The organism is Leifsonia sp. NPDC056824 (genome assembly GCF_042789575.1).
Classification (GTDB): Bacteria; Actinomycetota; Actinomycetes; order Actinomycetales; family Microbacteriaceae; genus Leifsonia.
Genome location: NZ_JBHUAV010000001.1, coordinates 1,568,247 through 1,583,215, shown reverse-complemented (window position 1 = coordinate 1,583,215; position 14,969 = coordinate 1,568,247). Strand labels below are relative to the sequence as shown.

Here is a 14,969-nt window from a genome sequence, read left to right as displayed (position 1 = left end):
AGGGGTGGCGGGATGGCCAGCCTAGATGACGCCGATCAGATCGAAGCCCAGCTCCCTGGCGTGCTGTCGAGGAGCAGGTCGCCGAGCCCGGCCGCGGCGAAGGCGGACACGAAGGCGTCCGTGTCCTCGGTGAAATGCGCCCAGCCCTCGGTGTGCGCGGGGAGCACGCGCGGCCGCCCCAGAATCCGCGCGGCCTCCACGGCCTCCTCGCTCGTGAGCGTGAGGAAGCCGTCGACCAGCGGGGTCCGCGCCGCCCCCGCGAACAGGACGGCGAGCTCGATCGCCGGAAAGCGCTCGGCGATGTCGGCCACGATGTCGAGCGAGGCATTGTCGCCGGAGACGTAGACCGTGGGCGAGTCCATAGCCTCGAGGACGAACCCGGTCACGGGGCCGGTGGCGGCCTCGGTCCCCTCCGGACCGTGCCGGGCGGGGACGGCGGTGACGGTGACCCTGCCGATCACGACCGCGTCCCACGGTTCGAGCCCGCGGCACGACGCGTCCAGGCGTCCGGCTGCGAGGGGTGTGGTCACGACCAGGGGCGCCGTCCGCAGATACGCGCGACCGCCGGCGTCGAGGTTGTCCGGGTGCTGGTCGTGCGAGAGCAGCACCGCGTCGATGTGCCCCAGGTCGTCGGGCTGGAGGCGCGCGTCCGAGGTCTTGGTGAGCACCCGTGAGCCGATCGGATACTCACCCGCCCGATCGAAGGTCGGGTCGACGAGGAAGCGGGAGCCGCCGAACTCGATGACGAGGCTGGGGCCGCCGAGCGAGAGGACGCGGGGGCGGGCGGGCGTCGGGACGTCGTTTGTGGGAGTGGTCACTTCTCCATCGTAGGAACCGAATCGACCGGCTGGTCCTGCTGCGCTCTGGCGCGCTCGCGCACCAGCCACACCACATCCCGCCCGAACGACTCCACGAGCAGCAGCAGCGCCCCGGCGACCAGCACCATGGAGAGCGCGGGCAGCACCCCCGTGCACGCCACCGCGAGCGCCACCCCCGCGAACGCCGTGACCACCTTCCGCCAGTACCGGTACGGCAACGTCGCCCGCATCCACGGCAGCAGCCACCCCGCCACCACGAACGCGTACCGCAGCACCCCGATCGCGAGCACCCAGAGCCCGAGCACAGGCGCCACGTAGACGCTGAGCACCAGCAGAAGGAACGCGTCCACCTCCATGTCGAACCGGGCGCCCAGCTCGCTCGTGCTCCCGGTGCGCCGCGCCACCCAGCCGTCGACCGCGTCGAGCGCGAGGGCGGGGATGACCAGGCCGACCAGCAGCGGGACGGGCACGGCCCCGCTGAACGACGCCACCACCAGTCCCGTGATCAGTCCGACCAGCGTCGAGCGCATCGAGGTGACGATGTTGGCGGGGCCGAAGCGTTCCGTCCGGCGGCGCTGGAGGCCGCGGACCAGCAGCACGTTCGACACCAGGAGGTACGCCGCGGCGGCCGCCCAGCCCGAAGCGGGCAGCGGCGTCATCCACCACTCGACCGCCAGCAGCCCGATCAGGAGGACGACCGCGACGCCCGCGCCGGCCCAGCCGACCGCTGCGAGTTGAACCCTTTTCACATGAGCCTCGTGTCTTGGGGGAACGGCACCGTGCGCTGCCGCATCTTGCCTTAACACGCAGCGTGTGCACGGATGGTTCACAGGGGTCCGCCCCACCGAGCGACCACCGCGAGAGGAGCTGGACATGCGGGAAGCCACCGCCTTCTGGATCGTGGAGCCCGGCGTCGGCGCCCTGCGGTCCGAGCCGCTGCGGGAGCCCCGCGACGGGGAGGTGCTCGTCCGCACGCTGCGCACGGGGGTGAGCCGCGGCACCGAGGCGACCGTGTTCGGCGGCCGGGTGCCGCCGAGCCAGTACGCGCTGATGCGGGCGCCGTTCCAGGAGGGCGACTTCCCCGGGCCGGTCAAGTACGGCTACCTCAACGTCGGCGTGGTCGAGCAGGGGCCTCCTGAGCTGGCCGGGCGCACGGTGTTCACGCTGTTCCCGCACCAGTCGGCCTTCGTCGTCCCGGCCACTGCGGTGTTCCCGGTGCCGGAGGGCGTGCCCGCCGAGCGCGCGGTGCTCGCGGGGGCGGTGGAGACCGCGGTCAACGTGCTGTGGGATGCGGCGCCGATGCTCGGCGACCGGATCGCGATGATCGGCGCCGGGATGATCGGCTGCTGCGTCGCACGGCTGGCGCACGGCATCCCGGGCGCGGAGGTCACCCTGGTCGACGTCGACCCGGCGCGGCGGGAGGTCGCCGAGCAGCTGGGCGTGCACTTCGCAGAGCCTGACTCCGCACCGCGCGACCGCGACCTCGTCATCCACACCAGCGGTTCGGAGGCCGGCCTGCGCCTCGCGCTCGCGACCGTCGTCGCCGAGGGCGAGGTGATCGAGGCGAGCTGGTTCGGCGACCGGCCGGTGACGCTGATGCTCGGGGAGGACTTCCACTCCCGCCGGCTCACCCTCCGATCGAGCCAGGTCGGCACCGTGTCGCCCCGCCGCGACCGCCGCAGCCACGCCGACCGGCTGGCGCTCGCACTCGACCTGCTACGCGACCCGGCGTTCGACACCCTCCTGACCGGGTCGTCGTCGTGGCGAGAGCTGCCGGACGTCCTCGCACGACTGGCGGCCGACCCCGGCTCCGAGCTCTGCCACAGCATCGATTGGAGGGACGCCTGATGCCGTTCACGGTCACGGTCCGCGACCACCTCATGGTCGCCCACAGCTTCACCGGCGCGGCGTTCGGGCCCGCCCAGCGACTGCACGGCGCGACCTTCATCGTGGACGCGACCTTCGGCGCGGACGAGCTCGACGCGGACGGCGTCGTGGTCGACATCGGCCGGGCATCGGCTGCTCTCGCGGAGATCACCGGCTCGCTCACCTACCGCAACCTGGACGACGAGCCCGCCTTCGCCGGGATGAACACCACCACGGAGGTGCTCTGCCGGGCGATCGCCGACCGGCTCGCCGACGCCGCGGCCGCCGGGTCGCTCGGCCGCGCGACCGGTCTGACCTCCATCGCCGTCACCCTCCACGAGTCCCACATCGCGTGGGCGAGCTACTCGAGGCCGCTATGACCGAGGTGTACTTCGTGGTGCCGGAGACCATCGACGACCCGCGCCGGGTGAGCGGCGGGAACCGGTACGACCAACGCGTCCGCGACGGCCTCCGCGCCGAGGGGTGGACGGTGCACATGCTGCTGGTCACCGGCCGCGGCACGGGCTGGACGGCGCGCGCACTGGCCGCGCTGCCGGAGGGGGCGCTCGCGCTGGTCGACGGACTGCTGGTGTCCCGGGAGCCGGAGGCTGTCGTAGCGCACCGGTCGCGGCTGCGGATCGTGGTGCTGGCGCACATGGTCGCTGCGCCGACGACCTCGGGCGACGGCATGCTCGACGACAGCGACCTCGCCGCCCTGCGCTCCGTCCGCCGCATCGTCGCGACGAGCGCGTGGACCCGTTCCCAGCTCCTCGAGCAGGACGCCGCCGACCCGCACCGGATCGTGGTCGCCCATCCGGGCGTCGACCCCGCTCCTGCGACGACGGCCTCCGCTGACGGCGGCCGCCTGCTGTGCGTCGCCGCGGTCGCGCCGCACAAGGGCCAGGACCTCCTGCTGCGCGCCCTCGCCGGCTTCGCCGATCGCGACGACTGGACCTGCACACTGGTCGGCTCGGTGACGGTCGACCCGGACTTCGTCGCGGCGCTGACCGCCGTGATCGACGCCGCCGGCCTCGCCGGCCGGATCCGGTTCGCGGGCGTCCTCGACCCGCGCGCCCTCTCAGAGGCGTACGGGGAGGCCGACCTCGTCGTGCTGCCATCGCGCAGCGAGAGCTACGGGATGGCCGTCGCCGAGGCGCTCGCGCACGGCGTCCCGGTGCTCGCGACCGGCGTCGGCGGCATCCCCGAGGCGATCGTGCGGCAGGACGCGGCGATGATCGTGCCGCCGGACGACGCCTGGGCGCTGCGCGTCGTGCTGCAGCAGTGGTGGGCGAGCGCGGCGCGCCGCGATGCTCTGAAGGCGGCGGCGCTGGAGGCCAGAGGGGCCGGCCGGCGCTGGGAGGACACGATCGCGGTGGTCGCCTCCGCGCTGCGGGAGGCCGCCGTCGAGGGGCTGCGTCCGGAGGCGGTGCCGTCGTGAGCGGAATGCTGGAGGTCAGTGCCGACTGGCTCGCGCTGCGGGAGGCGGAGGACGGGCGCGCGCGGTCGCGGCGGCTCGCACGCCTGGCGGCGGGACTCGTCGGCGCCGACGTGCCCGCGCGCGCCCGCCCGGTCACCGTGCACGACCTCGGCAGCGGCACCGGCTCGATGATGCGCTGGCTCGCGCCGCAGCTCTCCGGGCCGCAGAGCTGGGTCCTGCACGACTGGAACGCCGACCTCACCGCCCATGCGACCGAGGCGCAGCCTCCCCTCGACCGCTCCGGCATGCCGATCACGGTCGCCTCCCGGGTCACCCCGCTCGACCGGCTCGCGGCCGCCGACCTCGACGGCGCGGACCTGGTGACGGCCTCCGCACTCCTCGACGTCGTGACCGCGCGGGAGGCGCACGCGATCGTGGACGCGTGCCTCGCCGCGGGCGCTCCCGCGTTCCTGCCGCTCAGCGTGACCGGCGACGTGGAGCTCCGGCCCTGGGACCCGCGCGACATCCGCTTCGCCCGCGCCTTCAACGAGCACCAGCGCCGGGAGATCGACGGCCGCCGCCTGCTCGGGAGGTTCGGCGCGCCGATCGTGCGCGGGCTCTTCACGCGCGCGGGCTGGCACGTCCGCACCGCGCTGACGACGTGGCGGCTCGACCGTCGCGACCCGCTGCTGCTGGGCGAGTGGTTCGACGGCTGGACCGACGCGGCGGTGGAGCAGGAGGAGGTCGACGGCGACCGCGCGCTGCTCGACCACGCCGCCGGTTACCGGGAGCTGCGCCGCGAGCAGCAGCGACGCGGCGGGCTGTCCGCCGTCGTGTACCACCTCGACGTCCTGGCGTGGCCGCGATGACCGCCCGGCTGGACGCAGCGGTGGAGGAGGCGACGCCGGCGGCGGCGTCACCCGGACTCCGCCGCGTCCTCACCCGACCGTGGCTCCGCATCACGCTCCGCGTCCTCATCCCCGTCGCCATCCTGATCGCGATCGTCGCCCGCGTCGGCGCCGGACCCTTCCTGCACGGCCTCCTCAGCCTCGACGGGCCGACGGTGATCGCCGCGTTCGCCCTGACGGCGATCGCCACGGTCGCGGCCGCGTGGCGCTGGCGCCTGATCGCCGGACGGCTCGGCGTCGGGATCCGCTGGTCCACGGCGATCGGGGCGTACTACCGCTCGCAGTTCGTGAACACCGTGCTGCCCGGCGGCGTGGTCGGCGACGTCCAGCGCGCAGTCGATCACGGCAGGAACGCCGACCGGATGGGCGCCGCGGCACGGGCCGTCGCGCTGGAGCGGCTGCTCGGCCAGGCGGTCCAACTCGTGCTCGCCGTCGTCGTCCTCGCCATCGTCGGGATGGAGTTCGAGGGCGTCCTGCTGCCGGTGCTCGGCGTCGCCCTCACTGCGGTGATCGTCGGCGGAGCGGCCGCAGCGTTCGCCAGCAGGCGCGTCCGGCGGGCGCTGGCGCACGAGTGGCGGGAGGTCAGGGAGGGCCTCGGCTCGGTGTCGGTCTGTGTCAAGGCGGTCGTCGCGTCCGTGGTCGTCTGCGCGTGCCACCTGGGCACCTTCGCGATCGCGGCGGTCGCCGTCGGCGCGGACGTGCCGCCATTCCGCCTGCTCGCGCTCGGGATGGTCGTGATGCTCGCGGCCTCCATCCCGTTCAACCTCGGCGGCTGGGGTCCGCGGGAGGGCGCGGCCGGATGGGCGTTCGCGATGGCGGGCTTCGGCGCAGCGGCCGGCGTCTCCGCGGCCACGCTGTACGGCGTGCTGGCGTTCGTGTGCTTCGCCCCTGCCGCGCTGATCGTGCAGTCCGCAGCCGTGCTGCAACGGAGGAGGATGCGGCCATGACCGAGCGACCGTATGTCACCGTCAGCTGCGCCATCTCCCTCGACGGCTACCTCGACACCGCGCGACCGCCGAAGCTCGCGCTCTCGAACGCCGCCGACTTCGACCGGGTGGACGAGGTCCGTGCGCGGCACGACGTCATCCTCGTCGGCGCCCGCACGGTGCGACGCGACAACCCGCGGCTGCTCGTCCGCAGCGCCGAGCGCCAGGACCGGCGGGAGGCCTCCGGCAAATGCCGCACGCCGTGGAAGGCGACCGTTACCTCCACGGGCGACCTCGACCCGCACGCGAACTTCTTCACCCTCGGCGAGACCATGAAGCTCGTCTACTGCCCGCGCGCGCAGCACAGCCGGATCAGCGACCGGCTCGGCGAGGCCGCCACCGTCGTGCCGCTCGGCGACGACGTGCGGATGACCGACCTGCTCGCCGACCTCGGCGAGCGCGGCGTGCGACGCCTCATGGTGGAGGGCGGCGGGACCACGCTGACCCAGTTCCTCGCGGACGGGCTGGCCGACGAGCTGCACCTCGCGGTGGCGCCGTTCTTCGTCGGGGACAGGGACGCCCCTCGCTTCGTCGGCGAGGGCGCGTACCCGTGGACGAGCGACAGCCGCGCCGCGCTCGTGGAGGCCCGACCGATCGGCGATGTCGTGCTGCTCCGCTACGCCCTGTCCGACCGGTTCGGGGGCTTCCCGTGACCGGCGTGCGCCAGGGTCGCCACGTCTGGAGCGCCGTGGTCACCATCCTCGCCACCCTCACTCTCTTCCTCGCCTCCCTCGCCCCCGGACTGGTCGCCTCCGACTCGGCGCTCGCCCTCGCGCGCGTCCCGCTGGAGTGCGTCCTCGCCCTGGCCGCGCTCATCCTGCTCCCGTGGCGCTGGGCGCGCCGCACGCTCGCGATCCTCGTCGCCCTGCTGCTCGTGCTCGCGACGATCGTGGCCGCGCTCGACCGCGTGTTCGAGGCGACGGTCGGCCGGCCGTTCGATGTGGTGTCGGGCTGGTCCGAGCTGGTGGACGGGTACGGCGTGGTCCGCGACTCCACCGGGACGGCGGGGGCGATCGGCATCCTGGCGTTCGTCGCGCTGCTCGCGGCCGCGGCCGTCGTCGCGGTGGCCGCGTCGCTGCTGCGCCTGGCGCGCGTCCTCACCCCGCGGCGCCGGCCGAGCCTGATCGCGGCGTCCGCGGTCACGGCCGGCTGGCTGGCCATCGCGCTGATCGGCGTGCAGCTCGTGCCCGGCGAGCCGGTGGCGGCGGCGGACGGGCTCTCCGCCGCGGCGTCCACGGTGAACCAGGTGCAGGTCGCCGCCCGTGACCAGGCCGTCTTCGACCGCGCGGCGTCCAGCGACCCGTACGCGGCGCTGCCCGCCTCCGACCTGCTCACCGGGCTGAAGGGCAAGGATGTCGTCGTCGTCTTCGTGGAGAGCTACGGGCAGGTCGCCGTGCAGGGCACCTCCTTCTCGCCGGGGGTGGATTCCGTCCTCCGCAGCGGGAACGCCGCCCTCGCCGCGCACGGCTACACGGAACGCAGCGCGTTCCTCACCTCGTCCACGTTCGGCGGGATCAGCTGGCTCGCGCACTCCACCCTGCAGACCGGCTTGTGGGTCGACTCCCAGCAGCGCTACAACCAGGTCACCGCGGGCACCCGGTTCACGCTCAGCGACGCCTTCCGCAAGGCCGGCTGGCGGACCGTGAGCGACGTCCCCTCCGACCTGACACCGTGGCCGGTCGGGACCTCCTTCTACCACTACGAGCAGGAGCTCAACGCGACGAACGTCGGCTACCGGGGGCCGAGCTTCAGCTATGCGCGGGTGCCCGACCAGTACAGCCTGGCGTACTTCCAGCAGCACGAGCTCTCCGGGCCGCACCAGCCGCTGATGGCGGAGATCGACCTGGTCTCGTCGCACACGCCGTGGACGCCGCTGCCGAAGCTGCTGCCCTGGGACCAGCTCGGCGACGGCTCGGTGTACGGCCCGCAGCCGGCGGAGGGCCTCCCGCCGAGCGTCGTCTGGCAGGACCCGCACCACGTCCAGCAGCTGTACGGCCAGTCGATCGAGTACTCGATGGGCGCGCTGACCTCGTTCCTGACCACGTTCAACGACCCGAACCTGGTGCTCGTGGTGCTCGGCGACCACCAGCCGGCGACGGTCGTCAGCGGGCCGGGGGCGAACCACGACGTCCCGATCAGCATCATCGCGAAGGACCCGTCCGTCACCCAGCGGATCGCGTCGTGGGGATGGCAGCCCGGGCTGCTGCCGTCGCCGAGCGCACCGGTCTGGCGGATGGACGCCTTCCGCGACCGCTTCCTGACGGCCTACGGCCCCTGAGCCCACTGCCGAGCTCGCCGAGGGGCACGTAAACGCCCCTAAAACGCCCGGATAAGGGCGTTTAGGTGCCCTTCGAGTAGGTGGATACCCCGTCGGGAGTGGAGGGGAAGGACCGGCGCGCGACGAGGACCACGACCAGCCCCACGACCACCAGTGCCGCCCCCGCGAACGGCAGCCAGCCCAGCCCGACGCCCGCCAGGACCGCGGCGCCGACCGCCGCGCCTCCCCCGATCCCGATGTTGGCGGTCGAGTTCACGAGCGCCCCGATGACCTCCGGAGTCGCGCCGCGCGTGCGGATCGCCGCCGTCTGGAACACCGACGCCACCCCGCCGAAGCCCGCGCCCCACAGCACAGCGGCCGCGAGCACACCGGCGAGCGCCGGGAACGCGATCCCCACACCGACCAGCCCGATCGTCACCGCGCCGAGCAGCGCCAGCACGGTCGCGCGCGGCCTCCGGTCGAGCGTGGTCGCGGCGAACCACGTCCCGGCGAGGCCGACCGCGCCGATCCCGAGCAGCACAGGGCCGACCCCGGCGAGGGGGAGCCCGGTCGCGAGCAGGATCACCGACACGAACGTGTAGACGGTGAACTGCCCCAGGTACACGACCGCGTTCGTCGTGGACACGATCCCCAGCCGCACCCGGCGAGCGCCCGCGCCCTGCCCCGTGTGCCCGGTCCCGCCTCCCGGCACCGCCGGCAGCAGCACCGCGACGACGACGACCGTGATCGCGCACACCCCCGCCAGCACTCCGAACGCCGCACGCCAGCCGAGCGCCGTGCCGAGGGAGGTCGACAGCGGCACCCCGAGCACGAACCCGGCCGAGGCTCCCGCGGTGACCAGCGCCAGCGCGCGCCCGGTGAACGCGGAGGTCACCAGCCGGGACGCGTACCCGATGCTGACCGAGAAGAACAGCGCGTGCGCGATCCCGCCGAAGGCCCGTCCCGCCGCCAGCACGCCGAAGTTCGGAGCCACCGCCACGACCAGGTTGCTGAGGGTGTACGCCACGAGGGTGGACTGGAGCAGACCCTTCCGGGAGAACCGCGCCGTCGAGAGCGTCAGCGGCACGGCCAGCACCGCGACCATGAACGCATAGACGGTGACAAGCAACCCGGCGACCGAGTCGGACACCCGCACGTCGCTCCCGATCGCCGGCAGCAGCCCGACCGGCAGCATCTCCGTCGTCACCGCGAGGAAGGTCGCCACCGTCAGCGCGACGAGCCCGCCCGCCGCCCCACGCACGGTGCCAGGGCTCCAGTCCGACGCGTGAGGCATGGTTGCGATGCTAGCCCTGCGCCTCAGATTGAACCGATACTGAGGCTCGTTCGTGTTCCCCATGAGGCCTTCAGCGGTGGAGGCCAGGAGACGGAAGCGGGTAGTGCCATGACCGAGAGCAGCCAGGGGCCCCTGTGGCTCATGCGCATCCTGAGCGCGATCGTGCTCGTGCTGATCGGCGGAATCCATCTGTTCCTGATCTTCGACGGCGTCGGCGGTCTGCTCGGCGTGCTGTTCGTCCTCAACTCCATCGCCGCCATCGTGCTGGCGATCGGGATGCTGGTGTTGCGCGGCGCGTGGCTGCGGCTCGCCACGACGCTCAGCCTGCTGTTCGTCATCGCCAGCCTGGCAGCACTCCTGCTCGCGCTGACGGTCGGCCTGTTCGGCATCCGGGAGGTGTGGACGTTCACCCTCGTCCCGGAGACCGTCATCATCGAGGCGATCGGGATCGTGGTGCTGGGGATCACGTCGGGGGTCGCGTTCCGGAGGGCACGGGTGGCGTGACGGCGCTACCCGAGCAACTTGAGCGTCTGAAGCCCCTGTCCGGTCACGCTCACGCTCACGATGTACGGTCCGCGCTGAGAGCGTGCGCGCCTAAAGATCGCCCTCTCGTGGCCCAGGAGTCTTCCCGCCTTCGCGGCACCAGTGAGTTGGCTGCTCCCTAACGCGAACACACGGGCCCCTGCCGCGAGGACCGCCCTCGCTTCCAGAGGTCGTTTCGCGATCGCTTTGTCGCCGGTCAGAAGCACCTCGCCCTCACCGGTCGCTTCGTGGATCCAATCGATGTCTGCGAGCTGTTGCGCTGCAATGGGACCGTACCGCTCGCGCATGCTCACCACCGTCCATCCCGCGGCGCGGAGTGCCCCGGGAACATGATGGTCGCCAAGGCTCCGATCGGTGAAGAACCGAAGCGCTGCCACGTATGCCGCCTATGCAGCCGCGAGTGCGAGGCGCTCGACGGTCGCGTTGGGAAGATCGAAGTCGGCAGCGACTTCTTCCATCGTCTCGCCGGCTGCGATCCGATCCAGGATGTCGTCGACACGGATCCCGTATTGCGTAAGCGTGGGCTGCCCGAAGTTGATCTGCGGGTCAACGGTGATGTCTGCGCCGTCGACTCGCGGAATCCGGAGCTGACCGACGAACCCGTCCCGATAGTCGACGCGTTTCAGGTGCTCGCGCACGATCTCGCCGAATGTCGCGTCGCCATTGCGGACGACGACCAGGCGATTGTCGTCGAACGCTGCATCCCGCTGCCGCAGATCCCAGAGGATGTCTGCGCCGTCCGTCTTCAGCCGATCGCTCGCAAGAGCGTGCTCAACACCGATCTGACTACGGAGCTGCTCCAGCGCCGGCCTGATCCGACCCATAGGCACTCCGGCTTGAGCGAATGCCTTCACGATCCAGGCCTCAGCCAAGCCGATGAACGGCACCGTGTAACCGCGCCCCGGACGGTCCACCGTGATAAACGGTGGTTTGCGGTTTCCCGATGTCGTCGTGTAGCCGGTTGCCCAGTGGTTGAAGGTGGACCGCGGCATCCTGATGATGTCAGCAGCCTCGGCCTGCGCGTAGATGGGGGTCATGAGCAACTCGTCCACGATGGCTCCCTCCGCCGATGTCCTGACAGAAATACTACCGATGCCGAAGGAGTCACGCCGTGTTATCCACACCGCTTCACCTGATTGCCACCCCCGCGATCTGCGTGTTGAACGGCAGGAACGGCGTGCGGATGCGGTAGCGCTCCACGTCGACGCGGGCGAAGCCGGCCGTGCGGAGGGCGCCCTCCAGGTCGCGCTCGCACGAGCAGCCTTCGAACGTCCACGCCCACGGCCGGCGCAGCAGGCGCTGAACCCGCCGCGTCGGGGTCCCGTCCGGAGCGGCGACGTGCTCTACGAAACGGTACGTCCCGCCCGGGCGAAGGATGCGGCGGACCTCGGCGAGCACGGCGTCCGGGTCCTGCACGGTGCAGAGCACCAGCGACGAGATCACGGTGTCGACGCTCTGGTCGGCCAGGCCGGTGTGTTCGGCCAGGCGCTCGCGGAGGTCGAGCCGCACGCCCGCGCGGTCGGCCGCGGCGCGCAGCCGGGCGTGCATGTGGCCGTTCGGCTCCATGGCGATCAGGGTGGCGCCGCGCGGAAGGTGGCGGAGGTTCGCGCCGACGCCGGAGCCGAGCTCGACGACCTCCGCTGGGAGGCCCGCGAAGGCGTGCAGCTTGTGCGGGCGAAGCTTCCGCTCGATGTACGGGTCCATGACGCGGAAGAAGGCGGCGTTGAACGGGCCGCGGAGGGCGTGCTGCTCGAAGCCGGCGGTGCCGGGTTGCGCCGGAGGGGCGCTGGTGGTTCGGGTCATGGAGGTCAGCCTCCACGACCCCGCGCGCCGATCCAGGCGGGGAACTACCCCACTTCAGCGGCGCGCCCCTCCCTCGCGCTGCGCCGCGTACCAGGCAGCCACCTGCGCGCGCGACCGGAAGCCCAGCCGCAGCCGGATGCGCTCGACGTGCCCTTCCGCCGACCGCTCGTCGATGCCGAGGCGGTCGGCGATCTCCCGGTTCGTGCGGCCGTCGGCGATCAGCGCGGCGACCTCCATCTGCCGCTCGGTGAGCGTCCCCGCTCCGCGTCGCGACGCCCGGAGGCCGAGGAAGCGGCGCACCGCCGCGACCAGCGCGTGGGCGTCCCCGGCGTACGGCAGGTGCGAGCGCCCGGGGAGCACCACGAGCTCCGCGCCGGGGATGCCCTCCGCCAGCGCCCTCGCCTGCGCGACCGGCGCCGCACGGTCGCGCTCGCGGTGCACGACCAGCGTCGGGGCGCGCACCCCGTCGAGGAGGTCGCCGACGTCGAGGCGGTAACTGAGCTCCAACAGCGCCCTCGCCGTCGCGGCGTCCGACGACGCGCGCTGATACCGTCCGAACTCCTCGCGCGTCGTGGCGTGGGCGTCCGGCGCGAAGATGTCGGTGAGGACGTCGGAGCCGAGGCCCCAGTGCGACTCCACCAGCGCGAGGATGTGGTCGCGTGCGCTCGGCGGCGACAGCTCGGCACCGGAGCTCCACCCGCCGTAGAGCACCAGCCGCCTGACCCGCTCCGGATGCGCCGCCGCCCATGCCACCGCGATCGGCGCGCCCATCGACGACCCCATCAGGTCGAACGGCGCCGGGCCGACGCCCGCGGCCACGGCATCCAGCTGCTCCAGCTCGAACGGGAGCGACGGCGGCCGGTCCGACGGGGAGGACAGCCCGCATCCCGCGCGGTCGTACCGCACCAACAGGCAGCCCTGGGCGAGACCCTCCAGGTAGGCGCGCTCCTCCGGGATCTCCCAGCTCAGCTGCAGGTGGCCCACCCAGCCCGACACGTAGAGCAGCGGGCGGCCGGCTCCGGCCGTCGCGATCGCCAGCTCGGCGCCGCCCTCGGTCGTCAGCCTGCTGATGCGCTGCTGCATGCGTACATTGTGCGGCGCGGGGGCCGCCGAGTCACCCGCGTCGGCGTCGGGCGCCGGGATTACCATGACGACCGACGCGCGCCACGCCGACCCTGGCGCACGCAGGAAGGAGCGGCCATGTCCGACCTCACGCTCTCCCGGACCGGTGCGACCCTGAGCTACGACGTCGCGGGCGAGGGCCCGACCGTGCTGCAGGCGCACGGGCTCACCTCCAGCCGCGACGCCGAGCTGGAGCTGCTCGACCTGCGGCCGCTCGCCGCGCGCGGCCACCGCCTGGTCCGCTACGACGCCGCGGGCCACGGACGCTCCGCAGGCCCCGACGATCCGGAGCGCTACCGCTGGACGGCCCTCGCCGACGACCTGCTGGCGCTGCTCGACGCCGTGGGCGCCAGCGAGCCGGTGGACGCCGTGGGCATCTCGATGGGCACCGGCACGATCCTCACCGCCGCGGTGCGGCATCCCGAGCGTTTCCGCCGCCTCGTGCTCGGCCTGCCGCCGACCGCGTGGGAGACGCGCGCGGCGCAGGCCGGCATCTACGGGCAGATGGCCGACCTGCTGGAGGCGCAGGGCTGGGACGCGCTCATGGAGCTGATGGCGGCCTCCACGCTGGCCATGCCACCCGTACTCGCCGAGCGCGGCGTCACCCTGGAGCCGCAGCTGCAGCACGCGACCGCCCCGGCCGTGCTGCGCGGCGCGGCGCTGTCCGACCTGCCGAGCCCCGAGGAGATCGCGACGCTGCGGATGCCGGTGCTCCTGCTCCCGTGGGCCGGGGACCCGGGTCACCCGCTGTCGAGCGCCGACCGGCTGCACGAGCTGATCCCCGGCTCGGAACTGTTCGTCGCCGAGAACGCGGCCGACGCGGACACCTGGCCCGACCGGGTGGCGGCGTTCCTCAGGTGAACGGAGGTTGACCAACGGATGACACGCAGGGTGAATCGAGCGGGAATCGGTTGACCTTCGGTATTCATCCGGATACCGTCTCCCCTCATGAACCGTCCGCCGTTGACCCGCACCGCCGTCTGGGTGCGTGAGCGCGCCTGCGTGCCGCTCGTCAAGGTCGAAGCGGGAGGCGCGACGGCGCCAGGTGTCACCGCTCCGGTCGCCGAACTGGCCGCCGCCCGCCGGCAGCCTTCCCGGCGCACGCGCCGTCGCGCGGCCTGACAGGAGCGCAGCCGGTTCAGGAGTTCCCCGCCCACGGCGGGCCGACGAACTCGCGCGCCTCCGTTGGCTTGCGGTTCCTCTCGGTCGGCCTAGGTTCTATACCAGCGGATGCGCGGGGCGCTGCACGGTGCCCCGTTCGGCAGGAGGGTGCGCATGCGGAAGATCGTGGTCTACGAACTGGTGTCGCTGGACGGGGTGGCGGAGGACCCTGACGCGTTCATCCCGGACTGGGACGAGGACATGGACGCCAACCTGGGCACGGTGATCGGCTCGCAGGACGCCGTGATCCTCGGTCGGCGCAGCTACGACGAGTGGGCACGGTTCTGGCCGGGCAAGGACATCCAGCCGTTCTCGGACTTCATCAACGGAGTGACCAAGTACGTCGCGACGTCGGCTCCTCTGGAGCCCGCGTGGTCCGGCGCGGAGGCGGTGGACGGCGACATCGTGGAGTTCGCGCGGCGGCTGAAGGAGGGCGACGGCGGCGACATCGGCGTGCACGCCAGCATCTCGATCGCCCAGGCGATGCTGGCCGGAGGCGTCGTTGACGAGCTGCGGCTGGTGATCGCGCCCGGCGTCGCGGAGGGCGGGCGCCGCCTCCTGGAGGGCGTGCCCGCGCTGCGGTTCGAGACCCTCGCGAGCGGGGTCTCCTCCACCGGGTACCTCATGGTCGGCTACCGCGTCCTCAACTGACGCGCTCCCGCCTCCGCTGACGCTCCCCTCCGCCGCCGAGGGGCACGTCGTTGTCACTTTGGGGCGGGACAAGTGTCAACCGGGGGGCCCCGCGCGGGGGGGGGGGGGGGGGCGCGGCGCGGTGGGTTGTGGTGGGGGAAAGC

18 protein-coding genes are annotated in these 14,969 nt (G+C 72.8%); 11 read left to right on the top strand and 7 right to left on the bottom strand.

Annotated elements, in window-relative coordinates:
- Window positions 1-35: 35 nt before the first annotated feature.
- Both ACFRFH_RS07955 and ACFRFH_RS07950 read right to left on the bottom strand, forming a co-directional pair.
- Complete coding sequence (locus ACFRFH_RS07955; protein ID WP_382462442.1) at window positions 36-818, bottom strand: MBL fold metallo-hydrolase; 783 nt, start codon at window positions 816-818, stop codon at window positions 36-38.
- Complete coding sequence (locus ACFRFH_RS07950) at window positions 815-1,567, bottom strand: CDP-alcohol phosphatidyltransferase family protein (protein WP_382462441.1); 753 nt, start codon at window positions 1,565-1,567, stop codon at window positions 815-817. Before ACFRFH_RS07950 ends, ACFRFH_RS07955 begins: the two co-directional genes overlap by 4 nt.
- Before the next feature lie 124 nt (window positions 1,568-1,691).
- On the opposite strand from ACFRFH_RS07950, the gene ACFRFH_RS07945 reads away from it, so the two are divergent.
- From ACFRFH_RS07945 to ACFRFH_RS07915, 7 genes are read left to right on the top strand one after another with little or no spacing between them, the layout of a single operon-like run.
- Complete coding sequence (locus tag ACFRFH_RS07945; protein WP_382462440.1) at window positions 1,692-2,666, top strand: dehydrogenase; 975 nt, start codon at window positions 1,692-1,694, stop codon at window positions 2,664-2,666.
- Entirely contained in the window at window positions 2,666-3,064 is a 399-nt protein-coding gene (locus tag ACFRFH_RS07940) for a 6-pyruvoyl tetrahydropterin synthase family protein (RefSeq protein WP_382462439.1), read from the top strand. The genes ACFRFH_RS07945 and ACFRFH_RS07940 overlap by 1 nt, the downstream gene beginning before the upstream one ends.
- Window positions 3,061-4,122: a glycosyltransferase family 4 protein gene (locus ACFRFH_RS07935; protein WP_382462438.1), complete on the top strand. Its 1,062-nt coding sequence runs from the start codon at window positions 3,061-3,063 to the stop codon at window positions 4,120-4,122. Before ACFRFH_RS07940 ends, ACFRFH_RS07935 begins: the two co-directional genes overlap by 4 nt.
- Window positions 4,119-4,970 carry an SAM-dependent methyltransferase gene (locus ACFRFH_RS07930; RefSeq protein WP_382462437.1) on the top strand — a complete coding sequence of 284 codons (852 nt, stop codon included), beginning with the start codon at window positions 4,119-4,121 and terminating at the stop codon, window positions 4,968-4,970. The genes ACFRFH_RS07935 and ACFRFH_RS07930 overlap by 4 nt, the downstream gene beginning before the upstream one ends.
- Window positions 4,967-5,956: a lysylphosphatidylglycerol synthase transmembrane domain-containing protein gene (locus ACFRFH_RS07925; RefSeq protein WP_382462743.1), complete on the top strand. Its 990-nt coding sequence runs from the start codon at window positions 4,967-4,969 to the stop codon at window positions 5,954-5,956. Before ACFRFH_RS07930 ends, ACFRFH_RS07925 begins: the two co-directional genes overlap by 4 nt.
- Entirely contained in the window at window positions 5,953-6,648 is a 696-nt protein-coding gene (locus ACFRFH_RS07920) for a RibD family protein (RefSeq protein ID WP_382462436.1), read from the top strand. The genes ACFRFH_RS07925 and ACFRFH_RS07920 overlap by 4 nt, the downstream gene beginning before the upstream one ends.
- Complete coding sequence (locus ACFRFH_RS07915) at window positions 6,645-8,273, top strand: CDP-alcohol phosphatidyltransferase (RefSeq protein WP_382462435.1); 1,629 nt, start codon at window positions 6,645-6,647, stop codon at window positions 8,271-8,273. The genes ACFRFH_RS07920 and ACFRFH_RS07915 overlap by 4 nt, the downstream gene beginning before the upstream one ends.
- A 61-nt stretch (window positions 8,274-8,334) precedes the next feature.
- Here ACFRFH_RS07915 and ACFRFH_RS07910 read toward each other — a convergent pair whose 3' ends face one another.
- On the bottom strand, window positions 8,335-9,546 hold the full coding sequence (locus ACFRFH_RS07910; protein ID WP_382462434.1) for an MFS transporter: 1,212 nt from the start codon (window positions 9,544-9,546) through the stop codon (window positions 8,335-8,337).
- A 108-nt stretch (window positions 9,547-9,654) separates the two neighbouring features.
- Between ACFRFH_RS07910 and ACFRFH_RS07905 the strand changes: the two genes are divergently transcribed.
- Window positions 9,655-10,050: a hypothetical protein gene (locus ACFRFH_RS07905; RefSeq protein WP_370055793.1), complete on the top strand. Its 396-nt coding sequence runs from the start codon at window positions 9,655-9,657 to the stop codon at window positions 10,048-10,050.
- Between the two features lie 5 nt (window positions 10,051-10,055).
- Here ACFRFH_RS07905 and ACFRFH_RS07900 read toward each other — a convergent pair whose 3' ends face one another.
- The 4 genes from ACFRFH_RS07900 to ACFRFH_RS07885 form a co-directional block, all read right to left on the bottom strand.
- Window positions 10,056-10,466 (bottom strand): hypothetical protein, encoded by a 411-nt coding sequence (locus ACFRFH_RS07900; protein WP_382462433.1) that lies wholly within the window; start codon window positions 10,464-10,466, stop codon window positions 10,056-10,058.
- Between the two features lie 9 nt (window positions 10,467-10,475).
- Window positions 10,476-11,141, bottom strand: a complete 666-nt coding sequence (locus tag ACFRFH_RS07895) for a DUF433 domain-containing protein (RefSeq protein ID WP_382462432.1) — start codon at window positions 11,139-11,141, stop codon at window positions 10,476-10,478.
- Window positions 11,142-11,217: 76 nt separating this feature from the next.
- Window positions 11,218-11,892 carry a class I SAM-dependent methyltransferase gene (locus tag ACFRFH_RS07890; protein ID WP_382462431.1) on the bottom strand — a complete coding sequence of 225 codons (675 nt, stop codon included), beginning with the start codon at window positions 11,890-11,892 and terminating at the stop codon, window positions 11,218-11,220.
- 54 nt (window positions 11,893-11,946) lie between these two features.
- A complete protein-coding gene (locus tag ACFRFH_RS07885; protein ID WP_382462430.1) occupies window positions 11,947-12,975 on the bottom strand; it encodes an alpha/beta fold hydrolase in 1,029 nt (342 codons plus the stop codon).
- Between the two features lie 117 nt (window positions 12,976-13,092).
- Here ACFRFH_RS07885 and ACFRFH_RS07880 point away from each other — a divergent pair, with 117 nt between their 5' ends.
- The 3 genes from ACFRFH_RS07880 to ACFRFH_RS07870 all read left to right on the top strand — a co-directional run bounded on the left by ACFRFH_RS07880 (window position 13,093) and on the right by ACFRFH_RS07870 (window position 14,826).
- The gene (locus ACFRFH_RS07880) at window positions 13,093-13,875 is read left to right on the top strand and encodes an alpha/beta fold hydrolase (protein ID WP_382462429.1); all 783 of its coding nucleotides are present in this window, start codon (window positions 13,093-13,095) and stop codon (window positions 13,873-13,875) included.
- Between the two features lie 87 nt (window positions 13,876-13,962).
- A complete protein-coding gene (locus ACFRFH_RS07875; RefSeq protein WP_382462428.1) occupies window positions 13,963-14,136 on the top strand; it encodes a hypothetical protein in 174 nt (57 codons plus the stop codon).
- Between the two features lie 153 nt (window positions 14,137-14,289).
- Window positions 14,290-14,826, top strand: coding sequence for a dihydrofolate reductase family protein (locus ACFRFH_RS07870; protein WP_382462427.1), 537 nt, complete (start codon window positions 14,290-14,292; stop codon window positions 14,824-14,826).
- The last annotated feature ends 143 nt before the right edge of the window (window positions 14,827-14,969 follow it).